This window comes from Cedecea sp. FDAARGOS_727, assembly GCF_012273235.1.
GTDB lineage: Bacteria > Pseudomonadota > Gammaproteobacteria > Enterobacterales > Enterobacteriaceae > Cedecea > Cedecea davisae.
The window spans coordinates 1,418,142-1,440,127 of the sequence record NZ_CP050966.1 but is presented as its reverse complement, the minus strand read 5'-3'; the positions used below and the strand labels follow the sequence as shown (position 1 = coordinate 1,440,127).

At 54.4% G+C, this 21,986-nt stretch carries 25 protein-coding genes and 1 pseudogene; 14 read left to right on the top strand and 12 right to left on the bottom strand.

From position 1 onward, the window contains the following. Nucleotides 1–43: 43 nt before the first annotated feature. A complete protein-coding gene (locus FOC35_RS06960; RefSeq protein ID WP_016517537.1) occupies nucleotides 44–1,345 on the bottom strand; it encodes an anaerobic C4-dicarboxylate transporter in 1,302 nt (433 codons plus the stop codon). A 115-nt stretch (nucleotides 1,346–1,460) separates the two neighbouring features. After that, nucleotides 1,461–2,897: an aspartate ammonia-lyase gene (gene aspA, locus FOC35_RS06955; protein ID WP_016517538.1), complete on the bottom strand. Its 1,437-nt coding sequence runs from the start codon at nucleotides 2,895–2,897 to the stop codon at nucleotides 1,461–1,463. A gap of 343 nt (nucleotides 2,898–3,240) precedes the next feature. Between aspA and FOC35_RS06950 the strand changes: the two genes are divergently transcribed. The 4 genes from FOC35_RS06950 to FOC35_RS06935 all read left to right on the top strand — a co-directional run bounded on the left by FOC35_RS06950 (nucleotide 3,241) and on the right by FOC35_RS06935 (nucleotide 6,312). Further along, the gene (locus FOC35_RS06950; protein ID WP_016517539.1) at nucleotides 3,241–3,717 is read left to right on the top strand and encodes an FxsA family protein; all 477 of its coding nucleotides are present in this window, start codon (nucleotides 3,241–3,243) and stop codon (nucleotides 3,715–3,717) included. 134 nt (nucleotides 3,718–3,851) lie between these two features. Next, nucleotides 3,852–4,145 carry a co-chaperone GroES gene (locus FOC35_RS06945; RefSeq protein WP_008453772.1) on the top strand — a complete coding sequence of 98 codons (294 nt, stop codon included), beginning with the start codon at nucleotides 3,852–3,854 and terminating at the stop codon, nucleotides 4,143–4,145. A gap of 40 nt (nucleotides 4,146–4,185) precedes the next feature. Then, nucleotides 4,186–5,829 (top strand): chaperonin GroEL, encoded by a 1,644-nt coding sequence (gene groL, locus FOC35_RS06940; RefSeq protein ID WP_016517540.1) that lies wholly within the window; start codon nucleotides 4,186–4,188, stop codon nucleotides 5,827–5,829. A 111-nt stretch (nucleotides 5,830–5,940) separates the two neighbouring features. Further along, nucleotides 5,941–6,312 (top strand): DUF4156 domain-containing protein, encoded by a 372-nt coding sequence (locus tag FOC35_RS06935; RefSeq protein WP_262360750.1) that lies wholly within the window; start codon nucleotides 5,941–5,943, stop codon nucleotides 6,310–6,312. A gap of 40 nt (nucleotides 6,313–6,352) precedes the next feature. Here the strand turns inward: FOC35_RS06935 and epmB are convergent, their stop codons facing one another. Continuing rightward, nucleotides 6,353–7,381: an EF-P beta-lysylation protein EpmB gene (gene epmB, locus FOC35_RS06930; RefSeq protein ID WP_172568518.1), complete on the bottom strand. Its 1,029-nt coding sequence runs from the start codon at nucleotides 7,379–7,381 to the stop codon at nucleotides 6,353–6,355. Nucleotides 7,382–7,422: 41 nt separating this feature from the next. Between epmB and efp the strand changes: the two genes are divergently transcribed. From efp to ecnB, 3 genes and pseudogenes are all read left to right on the top strand, one after another. Then, complete coding sequence (efp, locus tag FOC35_RS06925) at nucleotides 7,423–7,989, top strand: elongation factor P (protein ID WP_016517543.1); 567 nt, start codon at nucleotides 7,423–7,425, stop codon at nucleotides 7,987–7,989. Nucleotides 7,990–8,103: 114 nt separating this feature from the next. After that, nucleotides 8,104–8,187 (top strand): annotated as a pseudogene (locus FOC35_RS06920) (entericidin A/B family lipoprotein); the annotation flags it as partial. 101 nt (nucleotides 8,188–8,288) lie between these two features. After that, nucleotides 8,289–8,435 (top strand): lipoprotein toxin entericidin B, encoded by a 147-nt coding sequence (gene ecnB, locus FOC35_RS06915; RefSeq protein ID WP_016517545.1) that lies wholly within the window; start codon nucleotides 8,289–8,291, stop codon nucleotides 8,433–8,435. A 31-nt stretch (nucleotides 8,436–8,466) separates the two neighbouring features. Here ecnB and FOC35_RS06910 read toward each other — a convergent pair whose 3' ends face one another. After that, complete coding sequence (locus FOC35_RS06910) at nucleotides 8,467–9,075, bottom strand: response regulator transcription factor (RefSeq protein WP_172568517.1); 609 nt, start codon at nucleotides 9,073–9,075, stop codon at nucleotides 8,467–8,469. Nucleotides 9,076–9,363: 288 nt separating this feature from the next. On the opposite strand from FOC35_RS06910, the gene sugE reads away from it, so the two are divergent. Then, nucleotides 9,364–9,681 (top strand): quaternary ammonium compound efflux SMR transporter SugE, encoded by a 318-nt coding sequence (sugE, locus tag FOC35_RS06905; protein WP_016517547.1) that lies wholly within the window; start codon nucleotides 9,364–9,366, stop codon nucleotides 9,679–9,681. Here sugE and FOC35_RS06900 read toward each other — a convergent pair. After that, complete coding sequence (locus FOC35_RS06900) at nucleotides 9,678–10,211, bottom strand: lipocalin family protein (protein WP_016517548.1); 534 nt, start codon at nucleotides 10,209–10,211, stop codon at nucleotides 9,678–9,680. The genes sugE and FOC35_RS06900 overlap by 4 nt on opposite strands. A 107-nt stretch (nucleotides 10,212–10,318) precedes the next feature. Beyond that, nucleotides 10,319–11,470 carry a CMY2/MIR/ACT/EC family class C beta-lactamase gene (ampC, locus tag FOC35_RS06895; RefSeq protein ID WP_172570332.1) on the bottom strand — a complete coding sequence of 384 codons (1,152 nt, stop codon included), beginning with the start codon at nucleotides 11,468–11,470 and terminating at the stop codon, nucleotides 10,319–10,321. Nucleotides 11,471–11,598: 128 nt separating this feature from the next. On the opposite strand from ampC, the gene ampR reads away from it, so the two are divergent. Next, a complete protein-coding gene (gene ampR, locus FOC35_RS06890) occupies nucleotides 11,599–12,474 on the top strand; it encodes a LysR family transcriptional regulator AmpR (RefSeq protein ID WP_172568516.1) in 876 nt (291 codons plus the stop codon). Between the two features lie 41 nt (nucleotides 12,475–12,515). On the opposite strand, the gene frdD is transcribed toward ampR, so the two are convergent. From frdD to frdA, 4 genes are read right to left on the bottom strand one after another with little or no spacing between them, the layout of a single operon-like run. After that, on the bottom strand, nucleotides 12,516–12,875 hold the full coding sequence (frdD, locus tag FOC35_RS06885; RefSeq protein ID WP_016517551.1) for a fumarate reductase subunit FrdD: 360 nt from the start codon (nucleotides 12,873–12,875) through the stop codon (nucleotides 12,516–12,518). A gap of 10 nt (nucleotides 12,876–12,885) precedes the next feature. Beyond that, on the bottom strand, nucleotides 12,886–13,281 hold the full coding sequence (gene frdC, locus FOC35_RS06880; protein ID WP_172568515.1) for a fumarate reductase subunit FrdC: 396 nt from the start codon (nucleotides 13,279–13,281) through the stop codon (nucleotides 12,886–12,888). Nucleotides 13,282–13,291: 10 nt separating this feature from the next. Continuing rightward, nucleotides 13,292–14,026 carry a succinate dehydrogenase/fumarate reductase iron-sulfur subunit gene (locus FOC35_RS06875; RefSeq protein WP_172568514.1) on the bottom strand — a complete coding sequence of 245 codons (735 nt, stop codon included), beginning with the start codon at nucleotides 14,024–14,026 and terminating at the stop codon, nucleotides 13,292–13,294. Further along, nucleotides 14,019–15,809 carry a fumarate reductase (quinol) flavoprotein subunit gene (gene frdA / locus FOC35_RS06870; protein ID WP_172568513.1) on the bottom strand — a complete coding sequence of 597 codons (1,791 nt, stop codon included), beginning with the start codon at nucleotides 15,807–15,809 and terminating at the stop codon, nucleotides 14,019–14,021. Before frdA ends, FOC35_RS06875 begins: the two co-directional genes overlap by 8 nt. Nucleotides 15,810–16,192: 383 nt before the next feature. Between frdA and epmA the strand changes: the two genes are divergently transcribed. The 3 genes from epmA (at nucleotide 16,193) to FOC35_RS06855 (ending at nucleotide 18,464) form a co-directional block, all read left to right on the top strand. Beyond that, nucleotides 16,193–17,170: an elongation factor P--(R)-beta-lysine ligase gene (epmA, locus tag FOC35_RS06865; protein WP_039897831.1), complete on the top strand. Its 978-nt coding sequence runs from the start codon at nucleotides 16,193–16,195 to the stop codon at nucleotides 17,168–17,170. Between the two features lie 68 nt (nucleotides 17,171–17,238). Beyond that, nucleotides 17,239–17,769, top strand: coding sequence for a GNAT family N-acetyltransferase (locus tag FOC35_RS06860; RefSeq protein ID WP_172568512.1), 531 nt, complete (start codon nucleotides 17,239–17,241; stop codon nucleotides 17,767–17,769). A 65-nt stretch (nucleotides 17,770–17,834) separates the two neighbouring features. After that, nucleotides 17,835–18,464, top strand: coding sequence for a LysE family translocator (locus FOC35_RS06855; RefSeq protein WP_172568511.1), 630 nt, complete (start codon nucleotides 17,835–17,837; stop codon nucleotides 18,462–18,464). A 59-nt stretch (nucleotides 18,465–18,523) separates the two neighbouring features. Here the strand turns inward: FOC35_RS06855 and yjgA are convergent, their stop codons facing one another. Continuing rightward, nucleotides 18,524–19,078: a ribosome biogenesis factor YjgA gene (yjgA, locus tag FOC35_RS06850; protein WP_172568510.1), complete on the bottom strand. Its 555-nt coding sequence runs from the start codon at nucleotides 19,076–19,078 to the stop codon at nucleotides 18,524–18,526. A 100-nt stretch (nucleotides 19,079–19,178) separates the two neighbouring features. Between yjgA and pmbA the strand changes: the two genes are divergently transcribed. Further along, entirely contained in the window at nucleotides 19,179–20,531 is a 1,353-nt protein-coding gene (pmbA, locus tag FOC35_RS06845; RefSeq protein ID WP_172568509.1) for a metalloprotease PmbA, read from the top strand. Between the two features lie 58 nt (nucleotides 20,532–20,589). Continuing rightward, nucleotides 20,590–20,976: a cytochrome b562 gene (gene cybC, locus FOC35_RS06840; protein ID WP_016517560.1), complete on the top strand. Its 387-nt coding sequence runs from the start codon at nucleotides 20,590–20,592 to the stop codon at nucleotides 20,974–20,976. 36 nt (nucleotides 20,977–21,012) lie between these two features. Here the strand turns inward: cybC and FOC35_RS06835 are convergent, their stop codons facing one another. Further along, nucleotides 21,013–21,645, bottom strand: a complete 633-nt coding sequence (locus FOC35_RS06835) for a CatB-related O-acetyltransferase (RefSeq protein WP_172568508.1) — start codon at nucleotides 21,643–21,645, stop codon at nucleotides 21,013–21,015. Between the last annotated feature and the right edge of the window lie 341 nt (nucleotides 21,646–21,986).

Below are 21,986 nucleotides of genomic sequence, written 5' to 3'. Positions count from 1 at the left end.
GGAGGAGAAGACGGGCCGAATTACGACCCGTCTTTGAGGAGATTTACAGCAGCACGCTACCTATCAGGAAGCCGAAGCATACCGCCAGCACTACGCCCATCGTGCCGGGAATAAAGAACGGGTGGTTGAAGACAAATTTGCCGATGCGGGTCGTGCCGGTATCGTCCATCTGCACCGCCGCAACCAGGGTTGGGTAGGTTGGCAGGATAAACAGGCCGGAGACGGCGGCAAAAGAGGCCACTGCGGTTAAAGGCGATACGTTAAGAGCCAGCGCCATCGGCATCAGTGCTTTAGCCGTGGCTGCCTGGGAGTAAAGCAGGGCCGAGGCAAAGAAGAAGATTATCGCCAGTAGCCACGGATGCCCCTGGATAACGCTGCCCGCCGTCTCTTTGATCCAGTCGATGTTAGCGGCAACAAAAGTATCGCCCAGCCACGCAACGCCAAGGATACAAATACAGGCGCTCATACCGGCCTTGAAGGTGCTGGAATTCAGGATGCTTTCCGTTTCCACGCCGCAGATGACCGTTGTCAGCGTGGCGACGGCCAGCATAATAATCAGAATCGCGTTGGTGGTGTTCATTAGCGGCGTTGCCACCAGGCCCAGACTCGGGCTGTTGACGATGGCATAGATAACCACGCCAACCACGCCCAACAGGAAGAGGAGGACGGAGGTTTTGGCGCGCGGTTTAATTTCAATCTGCTTGTCGCCGCGCAGCTCAATCAGGCCTTCTTCCAGGCGTTTCAGATAAACCGGGTCGTCAGAGAGTTTGGAGTTGAACAGAATAGACACCAGGAATGACATCACCAGCACCGCCAGCAGCGTGGACGGAATCACGACCGACAGCAGATGAATATAGCTGACGCCGTGGCCTTCCATCACCGAAGACATGTAAACCACCGCGGCGGAAATTGGTGAGGCGGTAATGGCTATCTGGGCAGAGACCACGGCCGTCGAGAGCGGGCGGCAGGGTTTAATGCCCTGTTCTTTGGCGACTTCGGCAATCACCGGCAGCGTGGCCAGTGAGATATTGCCGGTGCCGGCGAAGATAGTCAGGAAGTAGGTCACAATAGGCGCAAGAATGGTGATGTACTTAGGGTTCTTGCGTAACAGTTTCTCGGTTTGGTGAACCAGGTAGTCGAGGCCGCCCGCAATTTGCATCGCGGAGATGGCTGCAATAACCGCCATGATGATAGAGATAACGTCGAAGGGAATGCTGCCAGGTTTCACGCCGATGGCCGCGAGAACCAGTACCCCAAGCCCTCCCGCGTAGCCAATGCCTATCCCGCCAAGCCTTGCCCCCAGAAAAATCGCTGCTAACACGATGATGAGTTCGATGACTATCATGGTTGCTTCCTTGATGTTTTAATGAGATGAAAATGAGTTGTTATGTTTTCGTATACCGTTGAAATGAAAAAGGCACGTCCGGTTGGACGTGCCTTTTGGCGTTTATGCTGATGAATTATTGTTCGTTTTCATCGGTATAGCGCTTAGCTTTGTAAGCCGGGTGCATCAGGTTATGGACGGAGAAGATATCGTCCAGCTCGGCTTCGGTCAGCAGGCCACGCTCCAGTACGACTTCGCGCACGCTCTTGCCGGTTTCCGCACAAATCTTGCCGACGATATCGCCGTTGTGGTGACCAATGAACGGGTTCAGGTAAGTCACGATGCCGATGGAGTTATACACGTAGCTTTCACACACTTCTTTATTAGCGGTGATGCCGTTGATGCATTTTTCCAGCAGGTTGTAGCAGGCGTTGGTCAGGATGTGGATAGACTCGAACATCGCCTGGCCAATAACCGGCTCCATCACGTTCAGCTGTAGCTGACCGGCTTCGGAAGCCATGGTCACGGTGGTGTCATTGCCGATAACTTTGAAGCAGACTTGGTTAACCACTTCTGGCACTACCGGGTTCACTTTGGCTGGCATGATGGATGAACCCGCCTGCAGTTCCGGCAGGTTAATTTCGTTCAGGCCGGAGCGCGGGCCGGAAGAGAGCAGGCGCAGGTCGTTACAGATTTTCGACATCTTTACGGCCAGGCGTTTCAGCGAGCTGTGTACCATGACATAAGCGCCGCAGTCGGAGGTTGCTTCAATCAGGTCTTCCGCCGGTACGCAAGCCAGGCCGCTCACTTCAGCCAGCTTCTGAACCGCCAGCTGCTGGTAACCATCCGGGGTGTTCAGGCGAGTACCGATGGCGGTTGCGCCGAGGTTAACTTCAAGCAGCAGTTCCGCGGTGCGCAGCAGGTTACGAGTCTCTTCGGTCAGCAGCACGTTGAACGCGTGGAATTCCTGGCCGAGGGTCATTGGGACGGCATCCTGCAGCTGGGTACGGCCCATTTTCAGAATTTCTGCGAACTCAACCGCTTTACGCTGGAAGCCTTCGCCCAGCTGGTTGATAGCGTCGATAAGTTTGATGATTGAGGCGTAAACCGCAATACGGAAGCCGGTTGGGTAAGCGTCGTTGGTGGACTGGCATTTGTTGACGTGGTCGTTCGGGTTCAGGAACTGGTATTCACCTTTCTGGTGGCCCATCAGTTCGAGGCCGATATTGGCGAGCACTTCGTTAGTGTTCATGTTGACGGAAGTACCGGCGCCGCCCTGGTAAACGTCTACCGGGAACTGATCCATGCATTTGCCGTTGTTCAGAACTTCATCGCAGGCCTGAATAATGGTATTAGCGATGCTCTTCGGAATGGTTTGCAGTTCCTTATTCGCCATTGCCGCCGCTTTTTTTACCATGACCATACCGCGTACAAATTCCGGTATATCGCTGATTTTACTGTTGCTAATGTAGAAGTTTTCAATCGCACGCAGAGTGTGAACACCATAATAGGCATCCGCTGGCACTTCCCTGGTACCTAACAAATCTTCTTCGATACGAATGTTATTTAACATGTGAACCTTCTTAGTAAAGCTGCAGATAAATGCGCTGTATTATTCACACACACGAAATGTGGTTGTGAGTTTAATTGACCGATGATTATGTCCATATTCGGCCGCGTTTTCGTGATCATATGCTGATGATAGCGAAAAGCAGTAACCTGGATCACTTATTAAAAGCCGCGTTGCATAACAATTATTAATATGTGATATAGGTCAACAGTTGAAAATTTCCAGAAAAATTTCACCGCTCAAGCATTGATCTTTTCCGCTCTCGTCGCCATTTCACCTCTACGCGTGATTGCTAACCCATTTTTGCGAGGCCACTTCAGGACTCGCCCGATTACAGGAGCGTACGGTGCGCTGGATCCCGTTTATCGCCATTTTCCTTTATGTGTACATCGAGATTTCGCTGTTCATACAGGTGGCACATGTTATGGGGGTCTTTATGACCCTGATTCTGGTTATCTTCACTTCGGTGATTGGCCTGTCGCTGGTGCGTAACCAGGGCTTTAAAAACCTGATGCTGATGCAGCAGAAGATGGCGGCGGGCGAAAGTCCGGCGGCCGAGATGATTAAAAGTGTTTCGCTGATCATCGCCGGTATCCTACTGCTGCTGCCGGGTTTCTTTACCGACTTCCTCGGCCTGCTGCTGTTGCTGCCGCCGGTGCAAAAGCACCTGACGCTGAAATTGATGCCGCATTTACGCTTTTCCCGTATGCCGGGCGGCGGCTTTAGCGCCGGTAGCGAAGGGGGTAACACTTTCGACGGCGAGTTTCAGCGTAAAGACGACGGACCAAAGCGTCTCGATGACCAGCATCGCGACGATCGTTAAATTTTAGTTTTTTTTGTTTTCCCCCCTTGAAGGGGGGAGAGCCCATCCCCATTTCTCAGGTCACCAGCCGATAACCCGTTTGGGCCGGCGTTACCTAAATATCTGATACTGACTTTCTCAAAGGAGAGCTATCAATGAGCATTCGTCCATTACATGATCGTGTCATCGTCAAGCGTAAAGAAGTTGAGTCCAAATCTGCGGGCGGCATCGTTCTGACTGGCTCAGCAGCAGGCAAATCAACTCGTGGCGAGATCATCGCTGTCGGTAAAGGCCGCATCCTGGAAAACGGTAGCGTGCAGCCGCTGGACGTTAAAGTAGGTGACATCGTTATCTTCAACGATGGCTACGGCGTGAAGTCCGAGAAAATCGACAACGAAGAAGTGCTGATCATGTCCGAAAGCGACATCCTGGCAATTGTTGAAGCGTAATTTGACGCACGAACCTGAACGAATTTGAGGAATAGAAGAAATGGCAGCTAAAGACGTAAAATTCGGTAACGACGCTCGTGTAAAAATGCTGCGTGGCGTTAACGTACTGGCAGATGCAGTGAAAGTTACCCTCGGTCCTAAAGGCCGTAACGTGGTTCTGGATAAATCTTTCGGTGCACCGACCATCACCAAAGATGGTGTTTCCGTAGCGCGTGAAATCGAGCTGGAAGACAAGTTCGAAAACATGGGCGCGCAGATGGTGAAAGAAGTTGCCTCTAAAGCGAACGACGCTGCAGGCGACGGTACCACCACCGCAACCGTACTGGCTCAGGCTATCATCACCGAAGGTCTGAAAGCCGTTGCTGCTGGCATGAACCCAATGGATCTGAAACGCGGCATCGATAAAGCCGTTGTTGCAGCTGTTGAAGAGCTGAAAACGCTGTCCGTTCCGTGCTCCGACTCTAAAGCAATTGCTCAGGTTGGTACTATCTCCGCTAACTCCGACGAAACCGTAGGTAAACTGATCGCTGAAGCGATGGATAAAGTCGGTAAAGAAGGCGTTATCACCGTTGAAGACGGTACTGGCCTGGAAGACGAACTGGACGTAGTTGAAGGTATGCAGTTCGACCGCGGCTACCTGTCTCCTTACTTCATCAACAAGCCGGAAACCGGTGCTGTTGAGCTGGAAAGCCCGTTCATCCTGCTGGCTGACAAAAAAATCTCCAACATCCGCGAAATGCTGCCGGTGCTGGAAGCCGTTGCTAAAGCAGGCAAACCGCTGCTGATCATCGCTGAAGATGTTGAAGGCGAAGCGCTGGCGACCCTGGTGGTTAACACCATGCGCGGCATCGTGAAAGTGGCTGCGGTTAAAGCACCTGGCTTCGGCGACCGTCGTAAAGCTATGCTGCAGGACATCGCAACTCTGACCGGCGGTACCGTTATCTCTGAAGAGATCGGTATGGAGCTGGAAAAAGCGACTCTGGAAGATATGGGTCAGGCCAAACGCGTTGTTATCAACAAAGACACCACTACCATCATCGATGGCGTGGGTGAAGAGGCCGCTATTCAGGGCCGCGTTGGTCAGATTCGTAAGCAAATCGAAGAAGCAACCTCTGATTACGACCGTGAAAAACTGCAGGAGCGCGTAGCGAAACTGGCAGGCGGCGTTGCGGTAATCAAAGTCGGTGCTGCTACCGAAGTTGAAATGAAAGAGAAAAAAGCACGCGTTGACGATGCCCTGCACGCGACTCGTGCTGCGGTAGAAGAAGGCGTGGTTGCCGGTGGTGGTGTTGCGCTGATTCGCGTAGCGTCTAAACTGAGCGCGCTGCGTGGCCAGAACGAAGATCAGAACGTGGGTATCAAAGTTGCGCTGCGCGCAATGGAAGCTCCTCTGCGTCAGATCGTTCTGAACTGCGGCGAAGAGCCTTCTGTAGTGGCTAACACCGTGAAAGCGGGCGACGGCAACTATGGCTACAATGCTGCAACTGAAGAATACGGCAACATGATCGACATGGGTATTCTGGATCCAACCAAAGTAACCCGTTCTGCTCTGCAGTATGCGGCTTCCGTTGCGGGTCTGATGATCACCACCGAATGCATGGTTACCGACCTGCCTAAAGGCGACGCGCCTGATTTAGGTGCTGCTGGTATGGGCGGCATGGGTGGCATGGGCGGCATGATGTAATTCGCCTTAGCACCTTGTGTTAAAGAAACCCTCAGTCAGAAATGTCTGAGGGTTTTTTCTTTTGTCCACAGTCTGGTATAAGGTCTTACCGGGCGATAACGGCTCAATACCTTGATTACGGGGAATAACATGCGCATGAAAGTCTCATCAGGAGTGGTTGTGGCAGCGCTGCTGCTGGCAGGATGTAGCACGGGCAACTCGCTGACAGCCAGCGGCCAGAGCGTTCGTTTCGTGGAAGATAAGCCGGGGAGCGAATGCCGTCTGTTAGGCACGGCGACCGGCGAGCAAAGCAACTGGCTGTCCGGCCAGCACGGCGATGAAGGCGGCTCTATGCGAGGCGCGGCGAATGCACTGCGTAATAATGCGGCCGAGATGGGCGGTAACGTTCTGTACGGCGTGAGCAGCCCGAGCCAGACGCTGCTTTCAAGCTTTGCCCCGACCGCCAGCAAAATGACCGGTCAGGTTTATAAGTGCCCGAACTGATTTAGCCTGTACCCTCTCCTTCGGGAGAGGGGATCTTGCCTCACTTTTGCCGCAGCTGTAAATCCAGCGGCGTCTTGCTCGGCTCTCCGCCAATCTCTCTTGCCAGTTTCGGCACCATATAACCAGACACCAGCGTCAGCAGCTCGCGCATAATCGCCCGTGCTTCTTCGTCTTCCACCATGAAATGCGCCGCCCCCTGTACTTTGTCGAGTACGTGCAGGTAATAGGGCATCACGCCCGCATCAAACAGCGCATTGCTCAGATCGGCCAGAGTCCGGGCGTTATCGTTCACGCCGCGCAGTAATACGCTTTGGTTGAGCAGCGTCACGCCGGCCTGGCGCAGTTTTGCCATCCCGCTGCGGAACTCGTCGCCAAGCTCTTGCGCATGGTTGATGTGGTTTACCAGCAGAATTTGTAAGGTGGAACGGGCAAATCTTTCTGCCAGGGCATCGGTAATGCGGGCCGGGATGACAATCGGCAATCGGCTGTGAATGCGCAGACGCTTGATGTGTGGAATGGCCTCCAGTTCGTTGATAAGCCAGTCCAGTTCGCTATCTTTTGCCATCAGCGGATCGCCGCCGGAGAAGATGATTTCATCCAGTTCCGGGTGTTCGCTGATATAGCCCAGCGCCGTTTGCCAGTTGCGCTTATTGCCCTGGTTGTCGGCATACGGGAAATGGCGGCGGAAGCAGTAGCGGCAGTTAACGGCGCAGCCGCCTTTAACCAGCAGCAGGGCACGGTTGCGGTACTTATGCAGCAGGCCTGGCACTACGCTATGCTGCTCTTCCAGCGGGTCGGTAGTGAAGCCTGGCGCGGCAACGAACTCCTGCTTTGCGGTCAATACCTGGCGCAGTAACGGATCGTTCGGGTTGCCTTTTTCCATGCGCGCGACGAATGCACGCGGCACCCGCAGCGCGAAAAGCCGCCTTGCTTCGCGCCCGGCAAGCAGTTCTTCATCGTCCGCTACATTTAAAATGTGCAGCAGTTCATCAGGATCGGTTATAACATCGGCAAGTTGCGTTAACCAATCTTCTCTGTGAGGGGGATTTAGGGTTACAATGTGTGCCATTTTTTTGGCTAAGCTACCAGTTAACAATTTCAGAGGGCCTTATGGCGACTTATTCTAGCAACGATTTCCGTGCCGGTCTTAAAATCATGATGGATGGCGAACCGTACGCGGTTGAAGCCAGCGAATTCGTAAAACCGGGCAAAGGCCAGGCATTCGCGCGCGTTAAGCTGCGTCGTCTGCTGACCGGTACCCGCGTTGAGAAAACCTTCAAGTCTACCGACTCTGCTGAAGGCGCTGACGTTGTCGATATGAACCTGACTTACCTGTACAACGACGGTGAGTTCTATCACTTCATGAACAACCAGACCTTTGAGCAGCTGGCCGCGGACGAAAAAGCCGTTGGCGAAAATGCTAAATGGCTGCTGGACCAGGCCGAGTGCATCGTGACCCTGTGGAACGGCCAGCCTATTTCCGTGACTCCGCCAAACTTCGTGGAGCTGGAAATCATTGAAACTGACCCAGGCCTGAAAGGCGATACCGCAGGTACCGGCGGTAAACCAGCTACCCTGAGCACCGGCGCTGTAGTTAAAGTTCCGTTGTTCGTACAGATTGGCGAAGTCATCAAAGTTGACACCCGCTCTGGTGAATACGTTTCTCGCGTGAAGTAATTCGCGAAGGTTCGCGGCGCGGTGCATTCAGGCTCGCGCCGCCGCTTTGTGAGGCAGGGAAGGTGAACCGTTTACTGAAACAAATGCTTTTTCTCTCACTGTTAGCCACTACAGCTGTCGGGCTGTCATACGACCCGTGGATTCGGCGAAGACTTGCAGCATCTCGGCGGCGCTATCGAGCGCGCGGCCAACAAATAATTTCCTCTGTTCCGAAAACGCTTCACTTTTCCTTCATCGCTCCGTTTTTTGTCTATGCTTAACAAGCTATACACAAACAACATTGGTAAAAGGAAAAGCTCATGATTAAGAAAACCATTGCTGCGTTTTTCTCTCTCGTCGTTCTTTCATCCTTGTTGACCGCCTGCAATACCACGCGCGGCGTAGGTGAGGATATCCAAAGCGGCGGACATGCAATTTCTGGAGCAGCAACTAAAGCGCAGCAATAACGATTTGCGGTACGGTAATATAACCGTGCCGCTATTCTAAAACGGCCTCAGGAATATTCAGGAATAGCGCCAGTCGATTATCCGCGCCCAGTTTTAAACGAATATTACGCTTGTAGGTGTAAACTGTTTTTATACTTATATCCATTACCCGCGCAATATATTCATTATTCGCCTCTTCCTTCCAGAGTTTTAATATTCTCTCTTCGCGTAAAGTCAGTAGCGGAGTTATATGACGTTTTGTTTCACGAAACGGCGGTCGTTGTGCAATGGTCTGCTGAATAATTGCGGTTAAGTCCGGTAAAGATAGCGACTTATCCCAAATGTCATGGCTGCCCTGGGTTGCGCAGTATTCGGCAATCAGGGAGTGCTGGCCGCTTTGCAGCAGAAGAAGGCGGGTGGTGTCGCCGCAGGCGGAGTAAATGGTCGAAAGTTGCTGGATATTATGTAGTGAGGTTGAAAAGCTATTAAAGTCGGCAATAACCATATTGGGCTGCCATTTTATAATTTTCTCCCGGGCGAGAAGTAAATTGTCTGTCTCTGAAATACTCACTGCCGTAGCCAGACTATTTTTCTGATTGAGCAAGTGCGTCAGTCCCTGACGGCTGAAGTAACAACTATCAACCAACAATATTTTATACATTTTCACGTTTCACGTTAATCATTACTACGGCGTTTGCAGGCTGGCAAACCACGTTTAATCATATGTACAAAAGTAGTCAAATGAATCAGGGAAATACGAGCTAATTCGCGGTCAATTCCAGGCTTAGCAAGGCCTGTCGATTGAAACGATTATTTCATTTTGGGGCGTGTAGGCGCGGTTTTCCAGAGCACTAAAGCGGTGCTAAGATAGTGTTCTCACCTAAGCCTTGCGGGACGACCCGCAAGCGCATCTTACAGCGGGGACGGCCCCATTTTTACTGGAGCTGTTATGGCCTGGATTATTCTTTTCATTGCCGGATTACTGGAAGTTGTTTGGGCAGTAGGGCTTAAATATACCCACGGTTTTAGCCGCCTGTGGCCAAGCGTTATCACGATTATTGCTATGGTGGTTAGCATGGCGCTGCTCTCCTGGGCGATGAAGACGTTGCCCACCGGCACGGCCTACGCGGTATGGACCGGTATTGGCGCCGTTGGGGCCGCAATTACCGGTATCTTGCTGCTCGGAGAGTCGGCTAACCCGGCACGCCTGATTAGCCTGGCTCTGATCGTATTGGGCATTATTGGGCTGAAACTTTCCACTCATTAAGAGCCGGGTTGTTTCACCCAGATGAGTTTATCCACCGCGAATCCCTGCCGGGTGGCGGCGGCCAGCATTTGCTGTTTAATCTCGTTGCTAATGGTTGGCGTGCGGGAAAGTATCCACAGATAGTTGAGATCCGGCCCGCAGACCAACGCATGGCGATAATCTTTATCCAGTGCAATCACGTTGTAGCCGCCATAGAAGGGGCCAAAGAACGAAACCTTCAGCGCGGCTACGCTCGGGTCTCCGGTAAAGTAAGCTTTGCCCTCGCTTTGCTGCCACATCTGCCTGTCGGGGTTGAAGCCGCGGTTAATCACGCGCAGGCCGCCGTCATCCATAAAGCTATAAGTTGCCGTAACCTGATTCAGGCCGCTTTCAAAACTATGATCCAGCCTGGCAATTTCGTACCAGGTGCCGATAAAGCGTTTTGCTTCGAAGTTTTTAACCACCGTGACGCTGGCGGGAGGGGTTGGGGCGCTACAGGAGACAACGAAAAATGCAACCGCAAGCGCGGTGACAGCGGGCCAAATGCGCATAGCAGATTCCTTCCAGGGTTTTTAGCTAAGTGTAGATGGCGGCAGGGAAAAAAGTGTGAGCGAAGCCGGAAATAATACGGCCCGTGGTGAACAGGCCGTGAGGGAGGTTATTGCAGCGCTTCGAGAATAGCGTAGGCGGCTTTTACCCGCTCAGGATTCGGGTAGCTTTTGTTCGCCAGCATCACGATGCCCAACTGCTTTTCAGGAATAAAGGCCACATAGCTACCGAAGCCGCCGGTTGAGCCGGTTTTGTGTACCCAGGATGCCTTCACTACCGGGGCCGGTGGGTCAATAGCCACCGCGGTCTGCGGGGCAAGGGCGACTTTATTATCGCTGCCGTCGATAACCACTTTGCCCTTCAGCGGCCAGTTCAGCATTTCCCAGCCCAGGCCCTGATACATGCTGCCAATCCGCCAGTAGCGAGACTGTGCAAGCTTGATTCCTTGTTGCAGATTTTTCTGTTCAACCCGCTCCGGCGCCATATTCGCCTGCACCCAGTGCGCCATATCTTCGATACTGGACTTAACGCCGTAGGCTTCTGCATCCAGCATACCCGGTGAAACACGTACTGCTTTGTCGTTGCGGTAGCCCCAGGCGTAATGGCTCTCTTCAGCGGGAGGAACGGTTATCCAGGTATGGGTCAGCTTTAATGGCTCCAGTACTCGCGTTGTCATCGCCTGCTCGAAGCCCATTCCTGAAGGCTTAACCATCAGCGCCCCAAACAGCCCAATGCTGGCGTTGGCATAGAGCCTTTTGCTGCCTGGTGCCCACTGCGGCTGCCACGACTGGTAAAAGTTGAGCAGCGAGGCGTTGTCGGTAACTTCATCAGGCACCTGTAGCGGCAACCCGCCTGCTGTATAGGTTGCCAGCTGCAATAGCGTTATTCCTTTCCACTGGCTGCCGGTTAGCTCCGGCCAATATTTTTGCGCCGGATCGCTCAGGCTTATCTCGCCGCGAGCCAGCGTATCCCCGCCCAGCACGCCGGTAAATGTTTTACTGACCGAACCAAGCTCGAACAGCGTTTGCCGGGTTACCGGCTCGTTATGCTGCACGTCGGCTTTGCCCCAGGTGAAATACAGCGGGTAGCCTTTATAGATAACGGCGACTGCCATGCCCGGGATCGCCTGCTCTTTCACCAGCGGCGAAATCGTGCGATTAACGATTTTTTCGATCTGCTGCGCGGTGAGCTGCTTTGGCGCGGCAAAAGTAGAGCATGAGGCGGCGAGCAGCAGCGTCAGGCAGAGGGATTTTTTCATGATTGATAACCTTCCATAGAGAGATGATAGCTGTCCGGGCCCATCAGACGAGGCAAGTTTGTTGGATTTGACTCTGGATGACAAACGATTAAATTTGGCATTAGCCTTAAGATTTTCTAACGGAAAAAGCCATGACACGCAGCTATATTCCCCTTAACTCGCTACGCGCCTTCGAAGCCGCCGCCAGGCATCTAAGTTTTACTAATGCCGCTATCGAGCTAAACGTCACCCATTCGGCGATTAGCCAGCAGGTGAAATCCCTTGAAGAGCATCTGCACTGCCAGCTTTTTGTTCGTGTTTCCCGCGGCTTAATGCTCACTACGGAAGGGGAGAACCTGTTACCTGTGCTAAACGACTCGTTCGACCGCATAGCGGGAATGCTGGACCGTTTTTCCGGCGCTCAGGCGAGGGAGAAACTGAAGGTAGGCGTTGTGGGGACGTTTGCTACGGGTTTTTTGTTGCCGAGGCTCGAGCATTTTCGCAGGCGTTATCCGCATATCGATTTACAACTCTCGACCCACAACAACCGGGTTGACCCGGCGGCAGAAGGGCTGGATTACACGGTGCGGTTCGGCAGCGGAGCCTGGCATGGCACCGAAGCTACATTCCTGTGTGATGCCCCGCTGGCTCCTCTGTGCTCTGCCGTGCTGGCATCAGAGCTACAAAAGCCTTCGGATGTCCTGAAGTTCACCCTGCTACGTTCCTATCGGCGCGACGAGTGGGCCGCCTGGCTGCACGCCGCGGGTGAACAGCCGCCCTCGCCAACGCATCTGGTGATGGTATTTGACTCCTCCGTGACGATGCTGGAGGCCGCGCAGGCGGGTGCCGGGGTCGCCATCGCCCCGGTGAATATGTTTACTCACTTGTTGAACAGCGAGCGAATTGTCTGCCCTTTTGACACCCGTATAAGCCTGGGAAGTTATTGGTTAACGAGGCTGCAATCCCGGGTGGAAACCCCGGCTATGCTGGATTTTTCGAGCTGGCTTGCCGGGCAATGTGCAAACTAAAAAGGCCTGCACGGTGGTAGGCCTTGTCGTGTACTGAGCGGTTAAAGCGTCAGCAAACCGATGACGGTTACCACGGTTAAAATAGCGGCAAGCCCATAGAACACCCATTTCCCGGCCGGAACGTGGATTTTCAGGTCGTGCATCGCGTGGTGAATGCGGTGCAGGCCACACCACAGCGGCAGGACTATCATCAGCAGCAGGAACAGGCGGCCAATCCAGCTGTGGGAGAAGGCATACACGCGTTCAAAGCTCAGGGCATCGCCTGGGAACAGGCCAAGCGGCAGCATGATGCCGACCAGTAGCACGATAACCGGGGCGAAAATCGCGCCCCACATCCCGCCTGCGCCAAACAGACCCCAGAATACCGGCTCGTCGGAGCGTTTTGGATTTTGATTGATCACGACATCCTCCTTACCAGAACAGTGCCACAAGCAGCACAACGATAGTCACCAACGCGGTGACGGCCCACAGCCCTTTAATCACCGGCTCTGGCCCCATTTTTTCATCCTTAACGATGATGTTAGCGGCCTTAGGGGCCAGCTCAAACCAGGTTTTGGTATGCAGCAAGGCGGCGGCCAGGGTGATGAGGTTGAGAATAATCACTATCGGGTTTTGCAGAAAACCAACAAAACCAGCCCAGCTTTCCGCGCCGTGCTTCAGGGCGAAAATCCCGTAAATCAGCACGATGCTGAACCAAACGGTGGGAACCGAGGTGCCTTCCCTCAGCATATAGAAACGGTAGAAGCCAAGCTGCCGCCACCACGTCGGTGCTATGGGGCGAACATAAGGCTTACGTTTAGTCGTCATGGTGCACTCCTTAGCGTGGTTTCAGGGTGGCAATCAAAAAGTCTTTCGAACTTTCGACTTTGCCCTGCTGGATGGCGGCTGCCGGGTCAACGTGTTTCGGACACACTTCGGAGCAGAAGCCCACGAAGGTGCAGCTCCACACGCCGTTCGGCCCGTTAAGCTGCGGCATACGCTGCTTCTTGCCGTGGTCGCGGCTGTCCAGGTTGTAACGATGGGCGAGGGTAATCGCCGCCGGGCCAATAAACTCAGGGTTGAGGCCAAACTGTGGGCAGGCGGCATAACACAGCCCGCAGTTGATGCAGCCGGAGAACTGGTGGTATTTCGCCATTTGGGCAGGCGTTTGCTTGCTCGGCCCCTGCTCCGGCGTACGAGCGTTGCCGATGATGTACGGCTTAATCGCTTCCAGGCTCTCGATGAAGTGGGTCATATCGACCACTAAATCACGCTCAATCGGGAAGTTGGCCAGCGCCTCCACCTTGATGCCGTTGGTGTATTCCCGCAGGAAGGTTTTACAGGCAAGCTTCGGCACTTTGTTGACCATGATGCCGCAGGAGCCGCAGATAGCCATGCGGCAGGACCAGCGGTAGCTGAGATCCGGCGCGAGGTTATCTTTGATATAGCCCAGAGCATCCAGCAATGAGGTTTGCTCGTCAAAAGGCACTTCGTAGATTGCGCTATGCGGTTCGCTGTCCGTTTCCGGGTTGTAGCGCACAATCTCAATCTTCAGATTCTGCATCTCAGCCATTTGCCTTCTCCTTTTTGTCGGCGGATTCCGCTTCCGCGCCGTACACGCGTTTTGCCGGAGGCAGCGTTGTAATCTTCACGTCGCTATAGTCGAGGCGCGTGGTGCCGTCGGCGTCGCGGAAGGCCAGCGTATGTTTCAGGAAGTTGACGTCATCACGTTCGGTACAGCCTTCGTCGAGGCGCTGGTGGGCGCCGCGTGACTCTTTACGCGCCAGCGCCGAGTGCGCCATACATTCGGCAACGTTCAGGCCGTGGCCCAGCTCGATGGTGTAAAGCAGGTCGGTGTTGAAGACGCTGGAGGTGTCGGTAATGCGTACGCGCTTGAAGCGCTCCTGGAGTTCGGCCAGCTTATCGACGGTTTTCTGCATCAACTCAGGCGTGCGGTAAATCCCGCAGCCTTCTTCCATAGAAAGCCCCATCTCGTCGCGTATTTTCGACCAGTTTTCATTGCCTTCCTGGTTCACCAACTGCTTCAGGCGCGCTTCAACGTCGGCTGCCTGGGCGTTCAGCGCAGCGTCGTTGGCTGGCTGTGCCTGAGCGGCACGCTCGACGGCTTTTTCACCCGCCAGGCGGCCAAATACCACCAGCTCTGCCAGCGAGTTAGAGCCCAGACGGTTGGCACCATGCAGGCCGACGGAGGAACATTCGCCTACCGCAAACAGCCCCTTGATGCGGCTTTCACAGTGGGCGTCGGTTTCAATGCCGCCCATGGTGTAGTGTGCGGTTGGACGCACCGGAATCGGCTCTTTAATCGGGTCAACGCCGACATAAGCCTTCGCCAGCTCGCAGATAAACGGCAGGCGCTCGAGCAGTTTCTTCTCGCCGAGATGGCGCAGGTCGAGGTAAACCACGTCCCCGCGTGGGGTGGAAATGGTGTTGCCTTTGCGCCACTCGTGCCAGAAAGCCTGAGATACTTTATCGCGCGGGCCAAGCTCCATATATTTGTTCTTCGGTTCGCCGAGCGGGGTTTCTGGCCCCATGCCGTAATCCTGCAAATAGCGATAGCCGTCTTTATTTACCAGGATACCGCCTTCGCCGCGGCAGCCTTCGGTCATCAGGATGCCGGAGCCCGGCAGCCCGGTTGGGTGATATTGCACAAACTCCATGTCGCGCAGCGGTACGCCGTGGCTGAGCGCCATGCCCATGCCGTCGCCGGTGACGATACCGCCGTTGGTGTTATAGCGATAAACGCGCCCCGCACCGCCCGTTGCCATGACGACCGCATTGGCGCGGATTTGCACCAGCTCGCCTTCCATCATGTTCATGGCAACCAGGCCGCGAGCCTGGCCGTCATCCACCAGGATGTCGAGGACAAAATGTTCGTCAAAGCGTTGGATTTGTGGGAACTGGAGTGAAGTCTGGAACAGGGTGTGGAGCATGTGGAAGCCGGTTTTATCGGCGGCGAACCAGGTACGTTCTATCTTCATGCCGCCGAAGCGCCGCACGTTGACGCTGCCGTCCGGGCGGCGACTCCACGGGCATCCCCACTGCTCAAGCTGGGTCATCTCGGTTGGGCAGTGGTGGACAAAGTAGTCGACCACGTCCTGCTCACAAAGCCAATCCCCCCCGGCTACGGTGTCGTGGAAGTGGTATTCAAAGCTGTCGTTATCCTGTGCGACGGCGGCGGAACCCCCTTCGGCGGCAACCGTGTGGCTGCGCATTGGGTAGACTTTGGAAATCAGAGCGATTTTTGCCTGTGGGTTGGCCTGGGCTGCCGCAATGGCTGTCCGTAGGCCTGCTCCACCGGCGCCTATAATGGCGAGATCGGCTTGAAAGGTTTGCACGACATTCCTCCAGATTTTAGTGATTCGCAAAGCTACACGACCAATGGGTTGTTCACCGTCGATATGGCGGCGGCTGCGAAAGGGATTTCCCTGCTCCTTTGTAGGTAGATTGAGTATAACCGGAGGGATTTTAGGGAAATTTGATTTGTTCGATTTTTTTGCCGTTCTGTGAGCTGATTAATTACTTCTGTTAATGAATCAGGTCACATAATTGACTTTGAAAATGGTGTAAAAGCGGCAAAAAAACGGCGCGCCGAATCTAAAGGAAAGCCAGCGATTTCCCGGCTGCTCTGCGCCATAAGCAAAATTTTCTGCGCAAAATTTGTCTCCTTTCTGTGATGCGGGTAGACTTCTCGGCCTTGTATAAATACGGAGAATTACCCATGAGCGAAACGGCCACCTGGCAGCCGAGCGCGTCCATCCCCAATCTATTAAAACGCGCCGCCATTATGGCGGAGATCCGGCGCTTCTTTGCCGATCGCGGCGTTCTGGAGGTGGAAACACCCTGCATGAGTCAGGCGACGGTCACCGACATCCATATGGTGCCGTTTGAAACCCGTTTCGTTGGTCCAGGCCACTCTCAGGGCCTCAATCTGTACCTGATGACCAGCCCGGAATACCACATGAAGCGCCTGCTGGCGGCGGGCTGTGGCCCGGTGTTCCAGCTGTGCCGCAGTTTCCGTAATGAAGAGATGGGGCGTCATCACAACCCTGAATTCACCATGCTGGAGTGGTATCGCCCGCACTACGATATGTACCGTCTGATGAACGAGGTCGACGACCTGCTACAGCAGGTGCTGGAGTGCGGTGCGGCGGAGAGCCTCTCTTATCAGCAGGCTTTCCAGCGCCATCTGGAAATAGACCCGCTCTCTGCCGACAAAGCGCAGCTGCGCGAAGCTGCGGCGAAGCTCGACCTGAGCAACATTGCCGACCAGGAAGAAGACCGCGACACGCTGCTGCAATTGCTGTTTGCCATGGGCGTTGAGCCGCAGATTGGTAAAGATAAGCCGACTTTCGTTTACCACTTCCCGGCAAGCCAGGCTTCGTTGGCGCAAATCAGCACCGAAGATCACCGCGTGGCCGAGCGCTTTGAGGTTTACTTCAAAGGTCTTGAACTGGCGAATGGTTTCCACGAGCTGACCGACGCGCGTGAACAGCAGCAGCGTTTTGAGCAAGATAACCGCAAACGCGCGGCGCGCGGCCTGCCGCAACAGCCGGTAGATGTTAACCTGCTGGCGGCTTTAGAAGCAGGCATGCCGGACAGTTCCGGCGTGGCGTTGGGCGTTGATCGCCTGATTATGCTGGCGCTGGGGGCAGAAAAACTGGCTGACGTGCTGGCCTTTACGGTCGACCGCGCTTAATCCCCAACTGCGTATCGCGCTGTCGGCGGAGAGTTTCGGCGGCAGCGCAGGCTTTATGGACGATAACTATGCTGACGATAAAAAGGATAACCGACCGCAGTTCACGCTATTTTGATGTCGTGGACGAGCTGTATGAAAGCGCCTTCCCGCGCCATGAAAAACGCCAGCCTGCGGCGAAGGTGAGCGCCCTGGCTAACCCGAATTACAGTCTCCAGGCCTGGTTCGACGGCGAGCAGTTTATCGGCATGATTGGCGCGTGGGACTTCGGCGACTATAGCTATATTGAGCATCTGGCGGTCAACGGCCAGCTGCGCGCCCAGGGCTACGGCAAAAGAATGCTCAGCCAGTTTTTGCAGCTTTACCCGCAAACCATTCTCGAAATCGATCCGCTGACTACCGAGATTGCCCGCAAAAGGCTGCGTTTTTATCAAAGCCTCGGTTTCTGCGAAAACGATTATCAGCATCACCACCCGACTTATCACCCGGAAATCCCCGATCACGAACTGATCGTGCTGAGCTATCCGCAGAAAATCAGCGAGCCTCAGTATCTGCGATTTTTTGATGATTTATGCCGCGTGGTTATGGCGCGTCGGCCTTAAATTTTCTCTTCGTCCGGCGGCAAGTTTTCGCCGGGCATTGATGTGCTTTCACCAGGATCTTGTTGATGGATATCACCACTCTGTTTTTCTACGTCATTGCCGTCAGTGCGGTAATGGTCACGCCCGGCCCGTCTATGCTGCTGGCTTTAAATAACGGCGCCACCTACGGGATGCGCATCGCAGGCTATGGTTTTCTTGGAGCGGTGCTGGCTGACCTGCTGCTTATTGGCGCGGTCGGCTGCGGGCTTGGCGCGCTGCTACAGGCCTCCGAGCAGCTCTTTGCGGTAGTGAAGTGGGGCGGAGCTCTCTATTTGGTCTATCTGGCCTACGTGCTGTGGCGCGCCCCGGCTAAAGCTTTAACGGTTAGCGCCTCGGCGGCGGTAGCGACGGGGAAAACGGCGTTTCTGCGCTCGCTGATGGTTGGCCTGTCTAACCCAAAAGGGCTGCTGTTCTTCTCGGCATTTTTACCGCAGTTCATTCGCCCGCAGGAGCCGGTGGCGACTCAGTATCTGATTCTGGCGCTGGTCAGCGCGGTAATCGACTGCATTATGATGACGATTTATGCCTGGGGTGGTCGCCACGCGATGCGTAAATTTTCCGCTAATGTTATGCGCTGGGTAAACCGTAGCTGTGCGGGGATGCTCGCCGTGTTGGCGGTTGGGGTGGCGCTCTATCGCCGCAGTAATTTGACCTGAGAAACGGGCAGGGAAGTTTTGCGCTGGCCCGGCGAAAAGCCTTCGGCCAGCGCTAACTTTTAGCGCTCTTGCTCTTCTGCGAGTTCGCGCAGATAAGAGAAGATATGACGGTATGACTTAGGCGGCTTATTGGCCGCTTTTTCTTTTTGCGCGTTACGGATAAGCACGCGCAGCTGCTGGCGGTCAGCCTGCGGGTATAGTCTCAGCACTTCGGTCATCGCCTCGTCGCCTTCTTCTACCAGGCGGTCACGCAGCGCTTCCAGCTTGTGGAACAGCGAAACCTGCTGGTTATGGCGGTTTTTCAGCTTGTCGAGCGCCTGACGAATCGGGTCAACATCGCGGGAGCGCATCATTTTGCCGATCAGCTGCACCTGGCGGCGGCGGCCTTCTTTTTTAATGCGCTGCGCCAGCTCAATGGCGGCACGTAAATCGTCGTCGAGCGGGATTTTATCGAGGGCATTTTTACCCAGCTCCATCAGCTCCATACCCAGGCGTTTTAGCTCTTCGGCATCGCGCTTAATTTCGCTTTTACTGACCCAGATAATTTCATCATCTTCGTCTTCATTTTCATTATCGGGCACATCGTCGAGCCAGTCTTCGGGCTGCTTGGTCATATTAGGCTCCTTAAAAAAGTTGACGCGGATATTACCAGCAAAGGGGCTGCACTGCGAAATTGTTCTGATCCTGTTAGACTTGAACGACTCACCTTACATTATGGCAGTCGCGATGAAAGTAAACACGCAAGTAGCACAACAACGTCAGGTTCTGGAGCAGGCGGTTTCACAGGCGCTGGAGCTGGCGAAAGGCAAATCGGACGGCGCAGAAGTCGCGGTCAGCAAAACCACCGGTATCAGCGTCAGCACCCGCTACGGTGAGGTGGAGAACGTCGAATTTAACAGCGATGGTGCGCTGGGCATCACCGTTTATCATCAAAATCGCAAAGGTAGCGCCTCCTCTACCGACCTCAGCCCGGACGCGATTGCCCGCACCGTGCAGGCGGCGCTGGATATCGCTCGCTTTACTTCCCCCGACCCTTATGCGGGCGTGGCGGACAAAGAGCTGCTGGCCTTTGACGCGCCGGACTTAGACTTGTTCCACCCGACAGAAATCGATCCCGACAAGGCCATTGAGCTGGCGGCCAGGGCAGAGCAGGCCTCTCTGAACGTGGATAAACGCATTACCAATACCGAAGGCGGCAGCTTCAATAGCCATTACGGCATTAAAGTGTTCGGCAACAGCCACGGCATGCTGCAAAGCTACTGCTCCACGCGCCACTCGCTCTCCAGCTGCGTGATTGCCGAAGAGAACGGCGATATGGAGCGTGATTATGCCTACACCATTGGCCGTGCGATGGAAGACCTGAAAACGCCTGAATGGGTAGGTGCCGATTGCGCCCGCCGCACGCTTTCTCGCCTTTCCCCGCGCAAGCTGTCGACCATGAAAGCGCCGGTCATTTTTGCCAATGAAGTGGCGACCGGGCTGTTTGGCCACCTGGTTGGCGCGATTGCAGGCGGCTCCGTTTACCGTAAATCCACCTTCCTGCTGGAAGCGCTCGGCACACAAATCCTGCCGGAATGGCTGACCATTGAAGAGCATCCGCACTTGCTGAAAGGGCTGGCTTCTACGCCGTTCGATAGCGAAGGCGTCGTGACCTCTCGCCGCGATATCGTTAAAGACGGCGTGCTGCAACAGTGGCTGCTGACCAACTATTCTGCGCGTAAGCTGGGCCTGAAAAGCACCGGCCACGCCGGCGGCATTCATAACTGGCGCATTGCCGGTCAGGGCCTCGGTTTTGAGGAAATGCTGAAAGAAATGGGCACCGGGCTGGTGGTGACCGAGCTGATGGGACAGGGCGTAAGCGGCATTACCGGGGATTATTCTCGCGGTGCGGCGGGCTTCTGGGTTGAGAACGGCGAAATACAATATCCGGTGAGCGAAATCACCATCGCCGGTAACCTGAAGGACATGTGGCGCAACATTGTTACCGTTGGCAACGATATAGAAACACGTAGCAATATTCAGTGTGGTTCAGTCTTACTTCCGGAGATGAAGATAGCCGGTCAGTAAAGCAATGTGGCGCGTCGTTCCGCGCCCGTTTCTCATATAAAAAAGATAAGGTGAGTAAATGCGTAAGCAACTGATTGCAATGTTAGCAGTATCATCCGTTTTGTTGTCCGGCGCCGCTTTTGCTAAAGACGTTGGCGACGACATGGACATCATCGCGAAGAACTACAAAACCGTGCTTAGCACCAAAGATGCAGCCGAGCTGAAAACCTCGCTGAGCAATATGCGTGAAGCGGCGCTGGACGCGCAAAAAGGCACGCCGCCAAAGCTGGAAAACGAAGCAGCCGACAGCGCCAACATGAAAGAGTACCGCCACGGGTTTGATATTCTCGTGGGCCAGATTGACGGTGCTCTGAAGCTGGCAAACGAAGGCAAAGTGCAGGAAGCTCAGGCCGCGGCCGGAGAATTTAAGGCCACTCGCGATACTTACCACAAGAAATTCCGCTAAGTTTTAAAACGGGCGGGTTTAACCCGCCCGCCGTCATTACGCCAGACTCCTCACGGCAAGCTCCAGCGCGTCAATATCGTTATTGCTCAACAACGGCCTGATAGTCTCGAACTGCTCGTCGCTAAGCCGGTACACATTCAGCTTCAGCAGCCGCTCTATGGTCGATGGGTCAAAGCGCCAGGCAATAACCCTGGCCGGATTGCCGCCAACTACGCTATAGGGGCTAACGTCTTTGGTGACTACGCTCCCTGCGGCAACAATCGCCCCTTCACCAAGGGTTATTCCCGGCATAATCATCGCCCGCATGCCAATCCAACTGCCGTCGCCTATATGGGTATCCCCTTTGGGTCGATACGATCCCTTGAGGGTTTCCATAAACGGATACAGCGAAAACCAGTCGCTGCGATGCGTATTATTGCCGCCCATTAAAATAACCGCTTCCGCGGCGATGCAGACGTAATCGCCAATCCAAAGCCGATCAAGGTGGCCGATTGGCTCCCAGCTTTGGCTGAGCACATCGCCCTGGAGATAGCGAACAACGCTGTTTTCAAAACCGTTATCCCAGCAGTCGCTGTAGTAGCTGTGGCGGCCTTTAATATGAATATTGGGGTTGGTCACCGTTTCGTGCAGGTACTCCACACGAGACCAGTGTTTATCTGTCTCTGACATGATTTATTTCTCACAATAGTGTGCCCACGGAACAGGGTTCCGCCTCGGTTTACAGAAAGGAAAGCATGAAGGGCGCTAAGCGATGCGCGGCTGCTTTAACAGAGGATTAATGAGCATTGTGGTGACCCTTTAGGCTTTAACATCAAGAGAGAGAACGGGGTAATTTTATCATTACCGGTGCCGGAGTAAACCTTTTACCCGCCAAAACCCCACAGGCTAGCTGAAGCCCGCCCGCTTTTCACTTTAAGTCTGTCACAAAACGAAATATCCATTATTACTCTAAGGCTAATGATTGATCCCTGAGCTTAATTGATAGCCTCTCCCGCGCAGCGCACACTTTA

What these genes read in the sequence shown, in the direction of transcription:
- FOC35_RS06960 (WP_016517537.1), bottom strand. Translation starts at nt 1,345, where the DNA reads ATGATAGTCATCGAACTCATCATCGTGTTAGCAGCGATTTTTCTGGGG.
- aspA (WP_016517538.1), bottom strand. Translation starts at nt 2,897, where the DNA reads ATGTTAAATAACATTCGTATCGAAGAAGATTTGTTAGGTACCAGGGAA.
- FOC35_RS06945 (WP_008453772.1), top strand. Translation starts at nt 3,852, where the DNA reads ATGAGCATTCGTCCATTACATGATCGTGTCATCGTCAAGCGTAAAGAA.
- groL (WP_016517540.1), top strand. Translation starts at nt 4,186, where the DNA reads ATGGCAGCTAAAGACGTAAAATTCGGTAACGACGCTCGTGTAAAAATG.
- epmB (WP_172568518.1), bottom strand. Translation starts at nt 7,381, where the DNA reads ATGGCACACATTGTAACCCTAAATCCCCCTCACAGAGAAGATTGGTTA.
- efp (WP_016517543.1), top strand. Translation starts at nt 7,423, where the DNA reads ATGGCGACTTATTCTAGCAACGATTTCCGTGCCGGTCTTAAAATCATG.
- ecnB (WP_016517545.1), top strand. Translation starts at nt 8,289, where the DNA reads ATGATTAAGAAAACCATTGCTGCGTTTTTCTCTCTCGTCGTTCTTTCA.
- FOC35_RS06910 (WP_172568517.1), bottom strand. Translation starts at nt 9,075, where the DNA reads ATGTATAAAATATTGTTGGTTGATAGTTGTTACTTCAGCCGTCAGGGA.
- sugE (WP_016517547.1), top strand. Translation starts at nt 9,364, where the DNA reads ATGGCCTGGATTATTCTTTTCATTGCCGGATTACTGGAAGTTGTTTGG.
- FOC35_RS06900 (WP_016517548.1), bottom strand. Translation starts at nt 10,211, where the DNA reads ATGCGCATTTGGCCCGCTGTCACCGCGCTTGCGGTTGCATTTTTCGTT.
- ampR (WP_172568516.1), top strand. Translation starts at nt 11,599, where the DNA reads ATGACACGCAGCTATATTCCCCTTAACTCGCTACGCGCCTTCGAAGCC.
- frdC (WP_172568515.1), bottom strand. Translation starts at nt 13,281, where the DNA reads ATGACGACTAAACGTAAGCCTTATGTTCGCCCCATAGCACCGACGTGG.
- FOC35_RS06875 (WP_172568514.1), bottom strand. Translation starts at nt 14,026, where the DNA reads ATGGCTGAGATGCAGAATCTGAAGATTGAGATTGTGCGCTACAACCCG.
- epmA (WP_039897831.1), top strand. Translation starts at nt 16,193, where the DNA reads ATGAGCGAAACGGCCACCTGGCAGCCGAGCGCGTCCATCCCCAATCTA.
- FOC35_RS06860 (WP_172568512.1), top strand. Translation starts at nt 17,239, where the DNA reads ATGCTGACGATAAAAAGGATAACCGACCGCAGTTCACGCTATTTTGAT.
- FOC35_RS06855 (WP_172568511.1), top strand. Translation starts at nt 17,835, where the DNA reads ATGGATATCACCACTCTGTTTTTCTACGTCATTGCCGTCAGTGCGGTA.
- yjgA (WP_172568510.1), bottom strand. Translation starts at nt 19,078, where the DNA reads ATGACCAAGCAGCCCGAAGACTGGCTCGACGATGTGCCCGATAATGAA.
- pmbA (WP_172568509.1), top strand. Translation starts at nt 19,179, where the DNA reads ATGGCAGTCGCGATGAAAGTAAACACGCAAGTAGCACAACAACGTCAG.
- cybC (WP_016517560.1), top strand. Translation starts at nt 20,590, where the DNA reads ATGCGTAAGCAACTGATTGCAATGTTAGCAGTATCATCCGTTTTGTTG.
- FOC35_RS06835 (WP_172568508.1), bottom strand. Translation starts at nt 21,645, where the DNA reads ATGTCAGAGACAGATAAACACTGGTCTCGTGTGGAGTACCTGCACGAA.